This window comes from Anaerocolumna xylanovorans DSM 12503 (assembly GCF_900143645.1).
In the GTDB taxonomy this organism is placed as follows: domain Bacteria; phylum Bacillota; class Clostridia; order Lachnospirales; family Lachnospiraceae; genus Anaerocolumna; species Anaerocolumna xylanovorans.
This window is the reverse complement of sequence record NZ_FRFD01000008.1, coordinates 218,945-234,781: the sequence shown is the minus strand read 5'-3', so window position 1 is coordinate 234,781 and position 15,837 is coordinate 218,945. Positions and strand designations below refer to the sequence as shown.

Below are 15,837 nucleotides of genomic sequence, written 5' to 3'. Positions count from 1 at the left end.
ACCAAATCTTTCTCCTTTATTTTCAGCCGGTTTTCCCGAAAACTGCCTTAAATCTTAGTAAAAGAGATTCCTTCTACCAAATCTTCATCAAAAAACAGGAATAACAATAATACGGGAAGTGCTGCCAAAATTCCGCATACACACACCATGCCAATAATCCTTTCGTTCATCTGTGACAGAAAAACCGAAAGCGGGTACTGGTATTGGCTTCTTAAAAATACCAGCGGCTGCTCTACCATATTCCATGCATCCACAAAGCTTAATATAACCAGGGAGGCAACTGCCGCTTTGGCTCTTGGTATCATAACAGAAAATAAGGTACGTACTTCTCCTGCACCATCTAACTTCGCAGCCTCACAAAATTCTGTCGGACACATATCAAATGCCTGTTTTAATAAAAATACTCCAAAAGGAGAGAAGATTGCAGGCAGAATAACCGCTGCTTCTTTTCCAATCAGGTTTAACCGTTCCAGTATGGCATAATTGGATACCAGCGTCACCTGATAAGGCATCATCATCAAGATGATGATCAGATAAAACAATATATTTTTCCCCGGAAACTTAAACCTCGAAAAGCCGTATCCTGCCAGGCAGGATACCAATAACTGGCCTGTAATAATACATATAGCTATAAACAGGGAATTCCAGAACTTAATCAGGTAATCCGGCCTTCTGACAAACGTCTCATAAAAGCCTCTTATTCCCCACTCTTTTGGAATCAATCCATATGCACTGCCTGTGTTAAAAGCATTTAAGAAGGTATAAACAAGAGGAAATATAGTTATGATTGCAAGTATGGACAACACTATAATGGCAATGATATTTGTTTTCTTTTTCACGGTAGCCCCTTTCGTGAATATCAAATCCTTGATTTGATATTCCTGTTACATTTCTATTCTTCCCTGTCTGTTTTTCAGTAAGAAAAGCAGAAGTACCAGAAGACTTATAATAAAAAAGACAAAAATAGCCGCCACGGACAATCTCTGATAATTCAGGTTCTGAAAATTATTATTCATAAAATGCTGCAGCATATAAATACTTTTATGAGGATTGTTTCCTCCAATCAAATATGCCTCTCTAAAACATTTAAAGGAATTGACAACCGAGATAACAAACACAAAAAAGAAATTGGGAACCAGCAATGGCATTATAATCCGCCTTATCATCTGCCCTCTTCTGGCTCCTTCCAGCTGCGCTGCCTGAAAAAAGTCCTCCGGTATAGAATTTAAACCCGCTAAAAACAGTACAATATTGTACCCGCAATATTTCCATATGTATAAAAATATTAAAATTCCAAATGCAGCTTCCGAGTTAAGCCAATCCTTTACCGGAATTCCCATGAAGGAATACAGCTGATTTATGATACCGTCTTTCGAAAAAAAAGCATTTACGACCAGCACCAGTGCAGCGATTGGGACTACTAACGGGTATAAGAACACCGAGCGGAACAGAGATACTCCATAAAACTTACGGTACAATACCAATGCGATAAAAAAAGCAAATGCCATCAGTAAAGGCACCCCAATCAGCATAAACCGGAATGTATTATAGGCTGACAAACGGAAAGCCTTGCTCTGAAAAACGCTGATATAATTTTCCATACCTGCAAATATAGTCCCTCCGGCTCCCTTTGTAAAAGATAACTGAACCGACCAGAAAAACGGGATAATAAAGAATAAAAAGAATCCGATTAAAAATGGCAATACAAACAGAAATCCTTTTAAAGTGTTTTTCCTCTTTCTTTTCACTTCTAGCTCCTTTCAACCGCCGTTTCACTAAAAGAGTCCTTTCGAAACTTTTTAGCCTGATAATAATAAAGCTTTGCATAGCGGTTTTCCTTTTTTATTAATTCTTCGTGTGTCCCCTCTTCAATAATTCGCCCTTTTTCCATCACTATAATCCTATCTGCCAGATGTACCGTAGATAGTCTGTGAGACGTATATAATGCTATACTTTGATTACAAATTTTTATCAGGTTTTCAAAAATTCCATTTTCCGCTTCCGGATCAAGAGAGGAAGAGGGTTCATCTAATATATAGACTGATTTTTTATTGTAAAGAGCACGTGCAAGAGCAATTTTTTGCTGCTGTCCGACAGAAAACTCCACTCCGTCATCTGAAAAGATTCTTCCGAAATAGGCTGACATATTATCCTTCGTACTTATTAAGATGTCTTCCCCCTGGCAAACCCTAATTATTTCCCTGATTTTTTCGTCTTCCTCTTTCGTATCTTTTAAAGTGATATTCTCCCTTAATGTAAATCCAAAGTTTACGCCATTCTGAAAATATACACCAAAGCACTGGTGCAGGTCTTCTAATTTATATTCTTTAATATTTTTTCCATTAATCTGTATTTCACCGCTGTTTACATCATAAAGCCGAAGCAGCAATTTTATCATTGTCGATTTTCCGGCACCATTTGTCCCTACAATTGCTACCTTTTCTTTCTTTTCAATGGCAAAGTTTATATTGTTTAATACCGGTCTTTCGGTTCCCGGATAGGAAAAAGACACACCCTTATATTCGATTTTATCTATATGATTAATAGAACATGCACCTGATACAATCCTATGATAAGAAAATTTATCAAAGTCCCTCATATGCTCTATTTTAATTTTATTTTCATAGACTCTCGTTGTATAAGAAATCAAGGCTGTGAGAGTAAATGCAATCTGGCTTAATAATCCCGTATAAAGAGAATAATCTCCGATGGTCATCTTAGCCTCGGTAACTTGCCAGGCAATATGAAGAGACAGTATTACTACCATGATTTCAGAGGTTATACAAAAGAAGCTGGTTATGACCGACCTTTTTTTCAGTAACCCCTTTCTTGAATCCAATACAGCTTTCCATAGCAAATTATATTTTTGCTTTAGCATATCTCCCAAATGCAAGAGCCGGATTTCCTGGGCAAATTCTTTCGAAGAAGCAACACTAAAAATATAACTTTTCTGTCTTATATTTTTAATCTGCTCCAAATCATTCTGATATAACAGCTTTGTATAGCGCTGATTAAAAATGGCGGCCGGAATGGAGGCTATTGTAATCAGAATTGCATATAATATCTGTTTTTGCCCCAATACTGCAAATATGCATAAAAAAGAAACAAAAGAACTGACACATTCCAGTGCACTCCAAAGAATGGCCGAAACGGACTGTGAATCATTCTGCATTGCCGTAAACCAATTATAATACTTTGGTGTATCATATAATTCCAAATCCGCATCAATGGCTTTTTCCAGTAAGGACAGGGAAACCATATTCTGGACAATCTCTTCATGAATTGTCGTAGCATAGGCTACCAGCTTTTCCGTTATTGAAGTAAGAAGCCTGATTCCTAAAAACAGAAGCAGAAAGAATACTATCTTCTGAAATTTAGCTGCAGAAGAACCACCACCTGCCAATGTATCTAAAATAAGCTTTAAAAGGTAGGCTGATCCAATTGTCCCTGCCGGATATATAAGATTACCCGCAAGGCGCGTAATCGTATAAAAAGCGGATGATTTATAAGACAAGGACAAACAATATTTAATTGCCCCCCATAAAGATTTGATATTCTTCAATGAAATCCCCCTCATCTGCCATATTTTCTATTCAGACAAATAAAGCTCAACCTGTTCTTTCGCCTGTTTTATACATTCTTCATAGGACATTTCACCATTTAAATAAGGCTGCATTGCCTCCATTAATTTGTCTCTCCACTTCGGAAGAAAGCATGCTTTATTTACTTCTTTTGTATATCCCATATATTCTTCCTGCTGCTCTTCTGTAAATTCAGGGCAATCCTTTGGAAAGTCATTGAGTATTTCTCCAAAAGTATTGTTCTTATGATCCGGATATACAATCTCATTCATTACTTTATAAGACACCGGTATAGCTCCTTTTACCTGCGTTCCCGGAGTCCTCTGAACTTCGTCACTTAACAGGATTTTAATAAAATTATAAGCATTCTGCTTGTTTGCACTATTTCCCCTTACTCCAACTGCATTTTTCATATCGATTTCATTAAATCCTATATATACCGTAAGCTCCTTATTCGTCTGTTTTACTTCGCTTGAACAGCCTGACAAACATAGGATTATTAACAAGTTTATTAAAAAAGGTATAACTTTTTTCTTATTCACTATAACTTTTCTCCTCGCAAACGGTATTTGACCACCCGCCTTATATCCATTGTGCATGCTATTCTGACAAATAAAGCTCAACCTGCTCTTTTGCCTGCTTAATGCATTCTTCGTAAGACATTTCACCATTGAAATAAGGCTGCATTGCCTCCATCAATTTGTTTCTCCACTTTGGAAGAAAGCATGCTTTATTTACTTCTTTTGTATACCTCATAAATTCTTCCTGTTGTTCTTTTGCAAATACAGGACAATCCTTGGGAAAACCGTTAATTTCTTCGCCAAAAGTAGTATTACTGGTAGGTGGGTATACAATATCCTCCATTACTTTATAGGATACTGGTATTGCTCCTTTTACCTGGGCCCCCGGTGTTCTCTGAACGTCATCACTTAACAAAACTTTAATAAAGTTATAGGCATTTTGTTTATTTACACTGTTTCCTCTTACTCCAACTGCACTTTCAATCATTGCCGTTACTCCCCCTTCTAAATTTCGTATCGGAAGCATAACTGATTTATCAAACGTGTTAATTGCCCTACAATTCCTAACAATATCACCATATCCATAAGCTTGAAGTGAATTTTCAAATATAATTTTTCCATCCCGCAAAGCAGCAGCTCCTTCTAAACCACCATATATATAATTTGAACCGTCCTTTTCATCTTCCGCAAGAGCAGCTTTACACCACCTAAAATAATCCTTTATTTCCTCTGAATCCAAATTAATCCTTTTTGTATGAAAATCTACTAGTCCATATCCTGTTGCTGATAAGTTAAATGTAGTTGTCTTTCCCAGTCGAAATAACTTTCGTCCCAAACTTTTATGTTCCCTCCACTTTTCTGTCTCTTTACGAAAGGATACAAAATCCTTACAATTTTCAACGTGAAAGTCTTCCTTTTTTAAGATGGACTCGGTACTTAACAATAAAGGTATGCTATAACTAAGGGGTATATAAAGCCTTTTCCCTTCATATAACGCAGAATCCATCACTGCCTGATTATAATTTTCTTTATCAAAAGTGGTGTCCTTCTCATAAAACTCACTTAAGTCAGCAAGCATCCCCGATTCCTTGACTTTATCCATATCCCAATACCACTGCATTTGGAATACATCTACTCCTTTACCACTCATAAGTTCCGATAAAAAGGAAGATTCTTCATTTAATGCAGCCTCCTCATCCCATTTATCGCCTAACTTTGATTCAATTACATTTACGTTTACTTCCGGATACTTTTGCTTATATACCGCAACTGCACTTTTCATATCGGCTTCTTTAAACCCTATGTATACTGTAAGTTCCTTATTCGTCTGCTTTACTTCACTTGAACAACCTGACAAACATAGAATTGCCAGTGAACTTATTAAAGAAAGTATTATTATCTTTTTTTTCATTATAATTCCTCTCCTTATGACCATTAACTCCCATACCAAACAATCTGATACAGGAGTTATCAAGTTCTAGATATAATTGCCTGCCATTCTTTAAGCGGATGTTCTTACAGATTGAATTGCACTTGCAGCTGAGCTATCCTTAGCCTGATCCCTGACACCAATACCAATCTGATGGCTTGGAATAGGAGGGCAATTGCAAGTGCCTGTGCAATAACACCCACATGTACATATGGAAAACTCAAGCATGCTTTCCCTTTCATTTGTTGCTCGTCTAACCAGTTTCTTCATAATATTTCCTCCATTCTTAAATTTATCTTAATGTATTACTGCCTAAGACCAAGTTCTTTTCTAAGTATTTTTTCAATACCTGTTAGTGTGATAAACTCATAATTTACAAATTTATCTGTTCACAATGTTGCTTCAAATTCTTTTTCTATTTCCAGAAATAAACTTTTTTTCTTTTTCAATTTAACTTTCTCCTGCAAACGGTATTTGGATTACCACATCATATCCACTGTGCGTGTTATTCAGACAAATAAAGCTCAACTTGTTCTTTGGCCTGCTTTATACATTCATCATAAGACATTTCACCCTTTAAATAAGGCTGCATTGCTTCCATTAATTTGTCTCTCCACTTTGGCCGGAAACATGCCATGTTAATTTCTTTTGTATACTTCATGTACTCATCCTGCTGCTCTTTGGTAAACTCAGGACATACTATAGGAAAACCATGGATTTCTTCCCCAAAGGTACTGTTACTTCCAGGCGGATATACAATATCCTCCATTACTTTATAAGATACCGGTATTGCTCCTTTAAACTGTGTCCCCGGTGCTTTCTGGACTTCATCACTTAACAAAACTTTAATAAAATTATAAGCATTTTGTTTATTAGCACTGTTTCCTCTTACTCCAACTGCAGTTTGTATATTTGCCGTTATTCCACCAGTTAAATTTCGTACCGGAAGCAGTACCGGTTCATCAAAGGTATTGATTGCTCTTATATTCATTACCATGTCATCATAAGGATTATACATAGTTTCATTCTCAAATAGAATTTCCCCGTTCTTTAATGCGGCGGCTCCTTCCAAATTACCAAAAATATAATTCGCCTTATCCTCTGCCCTGACCTTCTTGCACCACTCAAAATATTCTTTTATATCTTCTGAATCCAAATTAATTTTTTTTGTATTAAAATCTACCAAATCATAACCAGCCCATATTATACTATTAGTAGCTGTAATATCCATTCTAAATAATCTTCGCTCTGGACTTTTATGCTCTCTCCATTTTTCTGTTTCTTTCAGAAAGCTTACAAAATCCTTACAGTTTTGAACATTAAAGTCCTCTTTTTCCAAAGCAGACTTGGTACTTAATAATAAGGGCATACTATAGTTAATCGGTATATATAGCCTTTTCCCTTCATATAACGCAGAATCCATCACTGTCTGCTGATAATTTTCTTTGTCAAGTTCAGTATCCTTATCATAAAACTCACTTAAATCGGCAAGCATTCCAGTTTTCTTGATTTTATCCATATCCCAAAAATCACGAATCAGGAAAACATCTGCTCCTTTACCATTCATCAATTCCGACAAAAAAGAAGATTCTTCATCTAATGTAGCCTGTTCATTCAATTTATCCGTTAATTTAGATTCGATAACATTTACTTTTACTTCAGGATACTTCTGTTCATATGCTGCAACTGCATTTTTCATCTCGGATTCTCTGTGCCCTATGTATACTGTTAGTTCCTTATTGGTCTGTTTAACTTCACCAGAACAGCCCGACAAATATAAGATTGCCAATGAACTTATTAAAGAAAGTATTATTATATTTTTTTTCATTATAATTCCTCTTCTTATGGCCATTAACTCCCATACCAAACAGGCTGCTACAGGAGTTATCAAGCTCTAAATATAATTGCCAGCCATTCTTTAAGCGGATATTCTCAACGGATTGAATTACACTTGCTGCTGAGCTGTCCTTAGCCTGTTCCCTAACTCCAATGCCAATCTGATGGGTCGGAATAGGCGGACAATTGCAAGTACCTGTTAACGCGCCATACTCATAATTTACAAGTTTATCTGCTCGCAATGTTATTCCAAATTTTTTTTCCACTTCCAGAAATAAACAGTTCTTTTCTTTATCATTTTAACTTTCTCCTGCAAACGGTATTTAGGCTACACCTCATACCCGCTGTGCATGTTATTCCGACAAATAAAGCTCAACCTGCTCTTTGGCCTGTTTTATACATTTTTCATAGGACATTTCACCCTTTAAATAAGGCTGCATTGCCTCCATTAATTTTCCTCTCCATTTTGGATTAAAACATGCTTTGTTAATTTCCTTTGTATACTTCATATATTCTTCCTGCTGTTCTTTGGTAAACTCAGGACATATTTTAGGGAAACCATTAATTTCTTCACCAAAGGTACTCTTACTTGTAGGTGGATATACAATATCCTCCATTACTTTATAAGATACAGGTATTGCTCCTTTAACCTGAGTTCCCGGTGCCTTCTGAACTTCATCGCTTAGCAAGACTTTAATAAAGTTATAAGCATTTTGTTTATTGACACTATTTCCCCTTACTCCAACTGCAGTTTGTATAATTGCTGTTATTCCGCCAGTTAAATTTCGTACCGGAAGCAGTACAGGTTCATCAAAACTGCTTATTGCCCTACTATTCATCACTATCTCATCATACGGGAGATAATAGCCTTCGTTTTCAAATAAGATTTTTCCGTCCCGCAAAGAAGCCGCTCCTTCTAATCCGCCATAAATATCCATTGCTTCCTTCTGTTCCCTTGCCAACTTACACCATTCAAAATATTCCTTTATCTCCTCAGATTCCAGATTAATTTTCCTCTTATTAAAGTCTACTGGTTCATAACCAGACCATATTATACTTTTCGTAGCTGTAACATCCATACGAAACAATCTTCGCCCCGAGCTTTTGTGCTTTCTCCACCTGTCTGTCTCTTTACAAAAAGATACAAAGTCTTTGCAGCTTTCGACATGAAAGTCTTCCTTTTCCAAGGTAGACTTCGTACTTAATAATAATGGTATACTGTAATTAACAGGTATATAGAGCCTTTTGCCTTTGTATAACCCAGAATCCATCACTACCTGTTGATAATTTTCTTTTTCAAGGGAATTATCTTTCTTATAAAACTTATTTATATCAGCAAGCATTCCCGATTCCTTAATTTTATCCATATCCCAAAAATCACGAATTAGAAATACATCTGCTCCTTTGCCATTCATCAGTTCCGATAGAAAAGAAGATTCTTCATCTAATTTAGCCTGTTCATCTGAACCATCCGTTAATTTTGATTCGATTACATTTACTTTTACTTCAGGATACTTCTGTTCATATGCTGCAACTGCATTTTTCATTTCAGTTTCTCTGTGGCCTATGTAGACAGTAAGTTCTTTATCTGTTTGCTTTACTTCACTAGAACAACCTGACAGGTATGGAATTACCAACAAAATCCCCAAAGAAAATATTAATACCTTCTTATTCAACATCTTTTCTCTCCTTATGACTGATAACTCCCATATCAAACAAATTGATATCGGAGTTATCAATTTCTAAGTATAATTATCTGTCACTCATTAATGTTGGTATGTTCCCGCAGAACCAGCTGTACTTCCACCAGAGCTGTCCTTAGTCTGTTCTCTGACACCAATACCAATTTGATGAGTCGGAATAGGCGGGCAGCTACAATTTCCTGAGCAAGGGCACCCACATAGGCATACAGAAAACTCAATCATACTTTCCCTTTCATTTGTTGCTCTTCTAACCAGCTTCTTCATAACATTTCCTCCATTCTTATCCTTAAAGTTTATCTTAAAGCATTACTGCCTAAGACCGAGTTCTTTCCTAAGTATTTTTTCAATACCTGTCAACGTGCCAAACTCATAATTTACAAGTTTATCTGCCTGGAATGTTACTTCAAATTCTTTTTCTATTTCCAGAAACAAATAGGTCATATCAATTGCAGATAGACCCCAGTAGCTGCCTGTTAATGCTTCCTGTTTTCCATCTTCCCACATTGCCGGAGTCATATTGCTTTTAAACTTTGATATTACCGTATATATTCTGTCCTTCATATCTTCGTTTTTCATTTTTCCTCCTGTATTTCACTATGCATTAGTCTATATTCTTCTGACCGGAGAGCTTTTCCAGCATATTTTGATACATATGTTCCAAGTGCTCTTTTTCCAATAAATGATATACCGGAATTTCTCCCTGCATCTTTGTTATTTCTTCATAGGCTTTCTCTACAGGATAATAGATAAATTCCATCTTATGCTTTTGTAAAGAAGACTCTGTGCTCACCGACTTATTCGACAGATGAATACAGTCAACCGGGTATCCAAATCTCCGTTCAATTTCCTCATTTATAAATTGAATTTCTTTTCTTCGCGCTTTTCCCAAAAGCGAACACCCTATAAAATAATCCGGCTGTAATACTCTGGATAAGATATACGCATATACCCCGCATTCATTTGGAAAATCCGGCGTATCCAGCATTCCCCCGGGTACCTGTATTAATATCACATCCGGATTATCATTAGACTCCACATAATGGATGTAATGGTTCAGCAGTGTAATTGCCATTGCAATATCATTTCCAATTATTTTTCCATGGGATAAATCTGCCAGAAGGGAGGAACCGTGAAAACCATACAGGTTCAGTTCCGGTCTGTCTCCAATTACCGAGACTTTGTAACCATCCTGCATAAACCTGTTTGCTATTTCTAGTGTCACTTCAAAGGTATTTGCTTCCGCAACAAGATTCCCTACAAATATAACGGGAACCGACGGATGGTATCTGCCTGTTATAGTACTTGTAGTCCAACGGCTCTTCTCCATAGGGCAGTAAATAAATGTACTTCTATTCTCCTTACATAGATTCTTTATTTCACTAAACTGTCTTTGGGTAAGATTAATACTGCATACAATATCCTTACCTTTCTTAGCCGTCTCACACATAATATTCCATATGCCGGAATAGACAGTCTCCCTGCTATCCCCGGATGGAATAAACAAACCTTCATTTTCATCCAATACCTTATCTAAATCATCCTGTACTATCAGACCGGCTTCTTTCCGGTTGTCTGCAACCGAGATATCCTTTCCTCCGTAGCTAAGGCCCCTTGGTGATACTACGGCATTAATCCTGTACTTTTTATTCCATCTTGAATGAAATCTGACAATTGCCATGTCATCTGGCGTAAATGGATACAAAACAACGTTTTTCATTTGTTCTCCCTCTTCTCTTTCTTACATGGATGCCTGCCCATAACATTCTGCCGCTTCCATTAAGAGTGCTTTTTCCTTCAGTATATTAAGAAAATTATTCCGGGAACGGTTACAATGCTTTAACCTTTCTTCCTTGGCCAGTCTGCCGTTCTGGTCTGCATATTTTGCGCACAGATTGCAGCCGCTGAAAGCCCAGCAGTCGATACATTTTTCTTCTGTTACCTTTGCTACGTTCAGTAAAGCTTTTACCTTATTAACGTCAACCCCGCTCTTTAAATTACCTATAACCATACAGTCGGATATCTCATTTACCCTCTCACAGACAATGAAATCTCCTTCAGCCGTAACCATTAACCTTACTTCTCCCGGATTGCACTGCCCTCCCGGAGCTGCTTTTTCCGGTAATCTTTCCCTTTCCGTAAAATGCTTTCCTATCTCCTGTATTCCCACCACTTTCCTGGCTGTGGTCGGATATAATTTAGAGGCCGGAAGCCTGTGCATAACGCTTAAATATGCCAGAAACTCCTGGTAAGCTACTTCCTTACTATAATTTTCTGAATAACTGTTCTTTTTCAAAGCTCCCACATCATCTATAACAGTTGACATAATATTTATCTTCTTCAAAAACGGATAATCCTTAAAAATGCTGTGAATCACTTCAAAGTCGTGTTCCGGATTCATAACCATATTAATGGACAGTTCTTTATAGAACTTGGGATAATTGTCATAAATGTATTTTACCTTTTTAATAATGGCATCAAAGGTTCCCTGTCCGCTTCCGGCAAATACCCGATTGCAGTCATTAATTTCTTTCGGCCCGTCAAGGCTGATTACAACACTGATCTGATATTTTATAAAAAACTCAATTACTTCATCACTTAGCAGCACTGAGTTTGTCGTAATGGTATAATTGATTTTCTTACCGAAAAAAGTATCTCCGGCAAAACGGACTATTTCCTTCATCATTTCAAATTCCAATAATGGCTCACCACCATAAAATCCTATGTATACCTCGGGGCTGTCCATGGAATGCTCCTTCAAAAACAGAATGGCATCCTTCGCTGTCTCAATGTTCATTTTTTTATTGGAATGCTTCCTCTGGGAACCGTCATTGGAAGTATAATGGCAATAACTGCAGCGGAAATTACAGTTCTGCGTTAATTGCAGCGTTATCTTCTGCATCCTTCTTTCCAGAGTGGTCTCAATATTCCCGCAGTTTGAGTGTTCAATTTCTTTAACCCTGTTGCCGGATAAATATCCCTTTTGGATTAAACTGTTGATTTCTGAATACCCCCGCTCATTCAGCTTATAATCCTTAAGGCTCTCCCCATTTTCCATCACATTATTAAGAATCAGCCATGTATCATCCTTTACGGCTATAACTTCATTTTTGTTTACATCATAAAAATAATTTGAATTGATTGTACTGAACAGCTTAATAAATGGTTTTTGCTCCATATAGTTTTCCTCTCCAGAAGTAATTGATTATATTGTTTATTCATTGTATTTTTTCAATATTTTTCCTTATTTCCTATTTTTTTACCTATATTGCATGATAGCTCAAAATGAATATTATGTCAATCTCTGCTAAATAATAACAGGGAATTATTCCCTTAAGTTTACATAACGAACATCTTACATTTTCCTTACATTGGGGACTTTTGTAATTATAGACAAAAAAGTCCCATTGTTTGCCTTCGATATACGAAGAAAAACAATGGGACTTTTTATCTCCTTAACTAAGTTCTCCAATCCTTGTTACCGCAACATAAATTCCTGATATTCTGTACCAGGTAGGTAAATCAACGATTCCCGTGGCAGGAAGCCCAAAGGTTTGCTGAAAGGCCGTTACTGCCGCCTGTGTCTGCGGTCCATATACTCCATCCACTGCTATTACGGGAACAGCCGTGTACACCGCCGCAATGGCATTTAACTGCTCCTGCATTTGTCTTACGCTGTCTCCCCGAGACCCAATGGTAAGATTGGCTCCGGGCCAGGAGGAAGGAACTCCCGACACCTGATTTGCAGAATTAATATACATATTGGCGCCATAAAAATTCCTTAATATTTGAATTGCTGTCAATCCCTGGTCTCCAAGAGCTTTTGAACCCCATTGGGTCATCCAGCCGGGACAGGTAACGTTTCTGCCGTCACAGTATTGTGTCAGTATCGGCTGCCTTATATTTGGCCTTGACAGGTAATTGTTAAATACCTCATCCACCGCCTGAGATATGGTATCATATACATTTCTTCCATTCATCCATTTATGGTCAAAAGCAGTGGAGGAGGTTATCGTAAAATCATATCCTCTGTTTCTATACCATTCTGTATAAACACGGTTTAAGGTAAATGACATGATCGCAAGCACATTGGCTGTTATAGTTGATGCCGGCCACGTAGCATAAATTTCACTGGAAGCGACATTTTTAATATAATCCCTGTAACGCACATAATGATTCTGGGCACTGGTATCAGAAGGCGGCCCGTCATGCACAATTACAAATTCCGGGATAACAACAGACGACAAAACAATCTCGCCGCTTTCACTGGTGGGTTTAACCTCTGATTCTGCAATCTTGGGAGGGTAATCGCCAAACAGAGTATGGGGTGGTATAACAAAGAGCTGTGTACCCGGCTGCTCTCTTAAGGTGATTGGCTGAATTGCCGTGACATCCGGCAAAATTTGCGACCCGTCTATATCTACACTGTCAAATCCTTCTGCGGAAACATTGATATTATATTCTGAATACGGCTGTGCATCAGAAGCAGGATCAAGACTATAATCAAGAGACGGTGCCGGTAATTCAATCTGTGATGTCCGTCCCAAACTATCCGTCGTAGCTTCTTCTACGGGGGTATCAGGATTACCGGTATAGGTAATTGTTATTCTGGCATTTGGAATAGGACGAAATCCCTGTTCGGTAGTTACATCCACCTGAAGTTTTCCGAAGTTCTGTGTTCCCATCTGTGCCGGATAAATCTTTATCTTTTTATAGTTATCATCGCTCATTCTAACTCCTTTTGTGAATATCAAATCTTCGGTTTGATATTCCTGCATACACAGCTGAAAAATTTATTTTTCACACTGCAAACTTATATTTAGAAGATTTACTTCAATATATGCAAAGGAGTCCCTGATAATGATTGCTTCCTAAAAAATAAGCTGTTCCAATACTCTTCTTCCAGTTGTATTGAAACAGCTTTCTTTTATTACTACCTATACAGTAGACAAATCCCATTCCTCATAAATCTTTGGAACATCGCTGATAAGTCTTTTTGTATAAGCAGCTTTCGAATGAAGGATAACTTCATCTGCCGTGCCTCTTTCAACAAATTTGCCATGCTCCATGATATAAACACTGTCTGATATATAATAGGCAAGACCAATATCATGGGTAATAAAAATGATTGTCATACCGGTTTCATCCCTAAGATGTAAAAGCATGTCAAGGATAGTTGCACGGGAGCAGGCATCAATCATTGAAGTAGGCTCATCTGCCAATAATATCTTTGGCTTAAGCAGGAAGATTCGTGCAATCATGAGCCGCTGCATTTGGCCTCCGGAGAGCTCAAAGGGGTATTTGTTCGTAAGCTCTGCAAACTTCAGATTTACAAAACTACAGGCTTCTGTTATCATTTCCACTTTCTTCTCCATGGGAAGGCTTCTTCCTCCGCGCATATTAATGCAGTCAAGAAGTACCGTATCTATCTTGGAAAAGATATTGTAGGAGGAAAAGGGGTCCTGGAAAATTGCCTGAATATCCTTCCAGTATTCCTTTTTCTTTTTTCTGGTTTTTATGTCACGGGGCTTTCCCTGAAAGAAAATTTCCCCTTCCGTTGTACTGCTAAGGCCTAAAAGCATTTTGCTAAGTGTAGTTTTACCGCTGCCGGATTCTCCTACAATAGATATCAGCTCTCCTTCATGGAATTCAAAGTCTACATGGTCTACTGCAACGGTTTTTTTCTCCCCAAATCCAAACACTTTGGTAACACCTTTTCCGCTTAAACATAAGGGTCTCTTGTCCTTTACCGTATCACTCATTACCATACACCTCCCTTAGCTTCTCTGCCTCATAAATACAGCGGTAGCTGCGTCCATCTGCAAATTCCTTAGAATCAATGAGGTTTGCACGACATTCAGCAGTGGCGTACTTACACCTTTCTGCAAAACGGCATCCTGCAGGAGGTTTTTTTAGATTGGGCGGCGTTCCGGGAATTGCCGTAAGCTTCACATCACGGCTTCCGGCTTCCGGTACGATAATAGAGCCCATAAGTCCTTTGGAATAAGGGTGGATAGGGTCAAATACCATTTCTTTTGCTGTTCCTTTTTCTACAATCTGCCCCGCATACATTACCATAATGTCATCTGTAACATTATATAGTAAAGGCAGCTCATGGGTTATAAATATCATGGATTTGATATAGCCTTTCTCCATAAGATTTTTTAGCATCTTAATAACCATCTTCTGACTCGTTACATCAAGAGCGCTGGAAGGCTCATCTGCTATCAGAACCTTTGGTGAAAGAATGGTTGAAATAGCAATTACGGTTCTTTGCTTCATACCTCCTGATAACTCCACTGCATGTTTCTCCAATACGGAGGAAGGAAGTCCCAGTTCTTCAAATCTGGCCCTTGCCATCTCATAAATTTCTTTTTTTGTTTTCCCCGGTTCATGAACATGTATAACGTCTTCAATGAAACGGATAATCTTCTGGGTAGGATTTAAAGCATTCATAGCTGCCTGCGGTATATAAGCAATTTCTGTACCCAGTATGTTTCTTCTTATATCGTCGGGATTCATTTTTGAAATATTGTCACCGTCTACGATAATATCTCCGCTGATGTAATGAAGAGGAGGAAAATAATATCCCATAAGGCTTAAGGCCAGTGTAGATTTTCCGCAGCCGGATTCTCCTGCAATACCAAGGGATTTCCCTTCTTCTATTTTTAAGGATACTCCGTCAACGGCATAAACATCTTCCCTGAATCTTGTGATATATTTTGTCTTGAGGTCTCTAACCTCCAGAATTGTCTTTCCCATAGCAGACC

15 protein-coding genes are annotated in these 15,837 nt (G+C 37.8%); all 15 read right to left on the bottom strand.

The genetic code is table 11. The annotated features are described in order from the left end of the window. Positions 1-47: 47 nt before the first annotated feature. The 15 genes from BUF11_RS14650 to BUF11_RS14580 all read right to left on the bottom strand — a co-directional run bounded on the left by BUF11_RS14650 (position 48) and on the right by BUF11_RS14580 (position 15,829). The gene (locus BUF11_RS14650; protein ID WP_073589589.1) at positions 48-839 is read right to left on the bottom strand and encodes a carbohydrate ABC transporter permease; all 792 of its coding nucleotides are present in this window, start codon (positions 837-839) and stop codon (positions 48-50) included. A 45-nt stretch (positions 840-884) separates the two neighbouring features. After that, entirely contained in the window at positions 885-1,748 is an 864-nt protein-coding gene (locus BUF11_RS14645) for a carbohydrate ABC transporter permease (RefSeq protein WP_073589588.1), read from the bottom strand. A 2-nt stretch (positions 1,749-1,750) separates the two neighbouring features. Next, a complete protein-coding gene (locus tag BUF11_RS14640; protein WP_073589587.1) occupies positions 1,751-3,562 on the bottom strand; it encodes an ABC transporter ATP-binding protein in 1,812 nt (603 codons plus the stop codon). A 27-nt stretch (positions 3,563-3,589) separates the two neighbouring features. After that, positions 3,590-4,123 carry a type 2 periplasmic-binding domain-containing protein gene (locus BUF11_RS14635; protein ID WP_073589586.1) on the bottom strand — a complete coding sequence of 178 codons (534 nt, stop codon included), beginning with the start codon at positions 4,121-4,123 and terminating at the stop codon, positions 3,590-3,592. A 58-nt stretch (positions 4,124-4,181) separates the two neighbouring features. Then, positions 4,182-5,513: an ABC transporter substrate-binding protein gene (locus BUF11_RS14630; protein WP_073589585.1), complete on the bottom strand. Its 1,332-nt coding sequence runs from the start codon at positions 5,511-5,513 to the stop codon at positions 4,182-4,184. A gap of 523 nt (positions 5,514-6,036) precedes the next feature. After that, positions 6,037-7,359: an ABC transporter substrate-binding protein gene (locus tag BUF11_RS14620; protein ID WP_073589583.1), complete on the bottom strand. Its 1,323-nt coding sequence runs from the start codon at positions 7,357-7,359 to the stop codon at positions 6,037-6,039. Further along, positions 7,286-7,609 carry a hypothetical protein gene (locus tag BUF11_RS24070; protein ID WP_175562074.1) on the bottom strand — a complete coding sequence of 108 codons (324 nt, stop codon included), beginning with the start codon at positions 7,607-7,609 and terminating at the stop codon, positions 7,286-7,288. Before BUF11_RS24070 ends, BUF11_RS14620 begins: the two co-directional genes overlap by 74 nt. Before the next feature lie 111 nt (positions 7,610-7,720). Then, the gene (locus BUF11_RS14610; RefSeq protein WP_073589581.1) at positions 7,721-9,046 is read right to left on the bottom strand and encodes an ABC transporter substrate-binding protein; all 1,326 of its coding nucleotides are present in this window, start codon (positions 9,044-9,046) and stop codon (positions 7,721-7,723) included. Between the two features lie 80 nt (positions 9,047-9,126). Further along, positions 9,127-9,288: a hypothetical protein gene (locus BUF11_RS24410; protein WP_175562073.1), complete on the bottom strand. Its 162-nt coding sequence runs from the start codon at positions 9,286-9,288 to the stop codon at positions 9,127-9,129. 88 nt (positions 9,289-9,376) lie between these two features. After that, positions 9,377-9,646, bottom strand: coding sequence for a hypothetical protein (locus BUF11_RS14605; RefSeq protein ID WP_073589580.1), 270 nt, complete (start codon positions 9,644-9,646; stop codon positions 9,377-9,379). A 25-nt stretch (positions 9,647-9,671) separates the two neighbouring features. Continuing rightward, the gene (locus BUF11_RS14600) at positions 9,672-10,787 is read right to left on the bottom strand and encodes a TIGR04066 family peptide maturation system protein (protein WP_073589579.1); all 1,116 of its coding nucleotides are present in this window, start codon (positions 10,785-10,787) and stop codon (positions 9,672-9,674) included. A gap of 21 nt (positions 10,788-10,808) precedes the next feature. Next, a complete protein-coding gene (locus BUF11_RS14595; protein ID WP_073589578.1) occupies positions 10,809-12,245 on the bottom strand; it encodes a radical SAM protein in 1,437 nt (478 codons plus the stop codon). 277 nt (positions 12,246-12,522) lie between these two features. Then, positions 12,523-13,797, bottom strand: a complete 1,275-nt coding sequence (locus BUF11_RS14590) for a peptidoglycan-binding protein (protein ID WP_073589577.1) — start codon at positions 13,795-13,797, stop codon at positions 12,523-12,525. Between the two features lie 207 nt (positions 13,798-14,004). Continuing rightward, positions 14,005-14,829: an ABC transporter ATP-binding protein gene (locus BUF11_RS14585; protein ID WP_073589576.1), complete on the bottom strand. Its 825-nt coding sequence runs from the start codon at positions 14,827-14,829 to the stop codon at positions 14,005-14,007. After that, on the bottom strand, positions 14,822-15,829 hold the full coding sequence (locus BUF11_RS14580) for an ABC transporter ATP-binding protein (RefSeq protein ID WP_073589575.1): 1,008 nt from the start codon (positions 15,827-15,829) through the stop codon (positions 14,822-14,824). The genes BUF11_RS14585 and BUF11_RS14580 overlap by 8 nt, the downstream gene beginning before the upstream one ends. Between the last annotated feature and the right edge of the window lie 8 nt (positions 15,830-15,837).

What these genes read in the sequence shown, in the direction of transcription:
- BUF11_RS14595 (WP_073589578.1), bottom strand. Translation starts at nt 12,245, where the DNA reads ATGGAGCAAAAACCATTTATTAAGCTGTTCAGTACAATCAATTCAAAT.
- BUF11_RS14585 (WP_073589576.1), bottom strand. Translation starts at nt 14,829, where the DNA reads ATGAGTGATACGGTAAAGGACAAGAGACCCTTATGTTTAAGCGGAAAA.
- BUF11_RS14590 (WP_073589577.1), bottom strand. Translation starts at nt 13,797, where the DNA reads ATGAGCGATGATAACTATAAAAAGATAAAGATTTATCCGGCACAGATG.
- BUF11_RS14580 (WP_073589575.1), bottom strand. Translation starts at nt 15,829, where the DNA reads ATGGGAAAGACAATTCTGGAGGTTAGAGACCTCAAGACAAAATATATC.
- BUF11_RS14610 (WP_073589581.1), bottom strand. Translation starts at nt 9,046, where the DNA reads ATGTTGAATAAGAAGGTATTAATATTTTCTTTGGGGATTTTGTTGGTA.
- BUF11_RS14600 (WP_073589579.1), bottom strand. Translation starts at nt 10,787, where the DNA reads ATGAAAAACGTTGTTTTGTATCCATTTACGCCAGATGACATGGCAATT.
- BUF11_RS14630 (WP_073589585.1), bottom strand. Translation starts at nt 5,513, where the DNA reads ATGAAAAAAAAGATAATAATACTTTCTTTAATAAGTTCACTGGCAATT.
- BUF11_RS14605 (WP_073589580.1), bottom strand. Translation starts at nt 9,646, where the DNA reads ATGAAAAACGAAGATATGAAGGACAGAATATATACGGTAATATCAAAG.
- BUF11_RS14620 (WP_073589583.1), bottom strand. Translation starts at nt 7,359, where the DNA reads ATGAAAAAAAATATAATAATACTTTCTTTAATAAGTTCATTGGCAATC.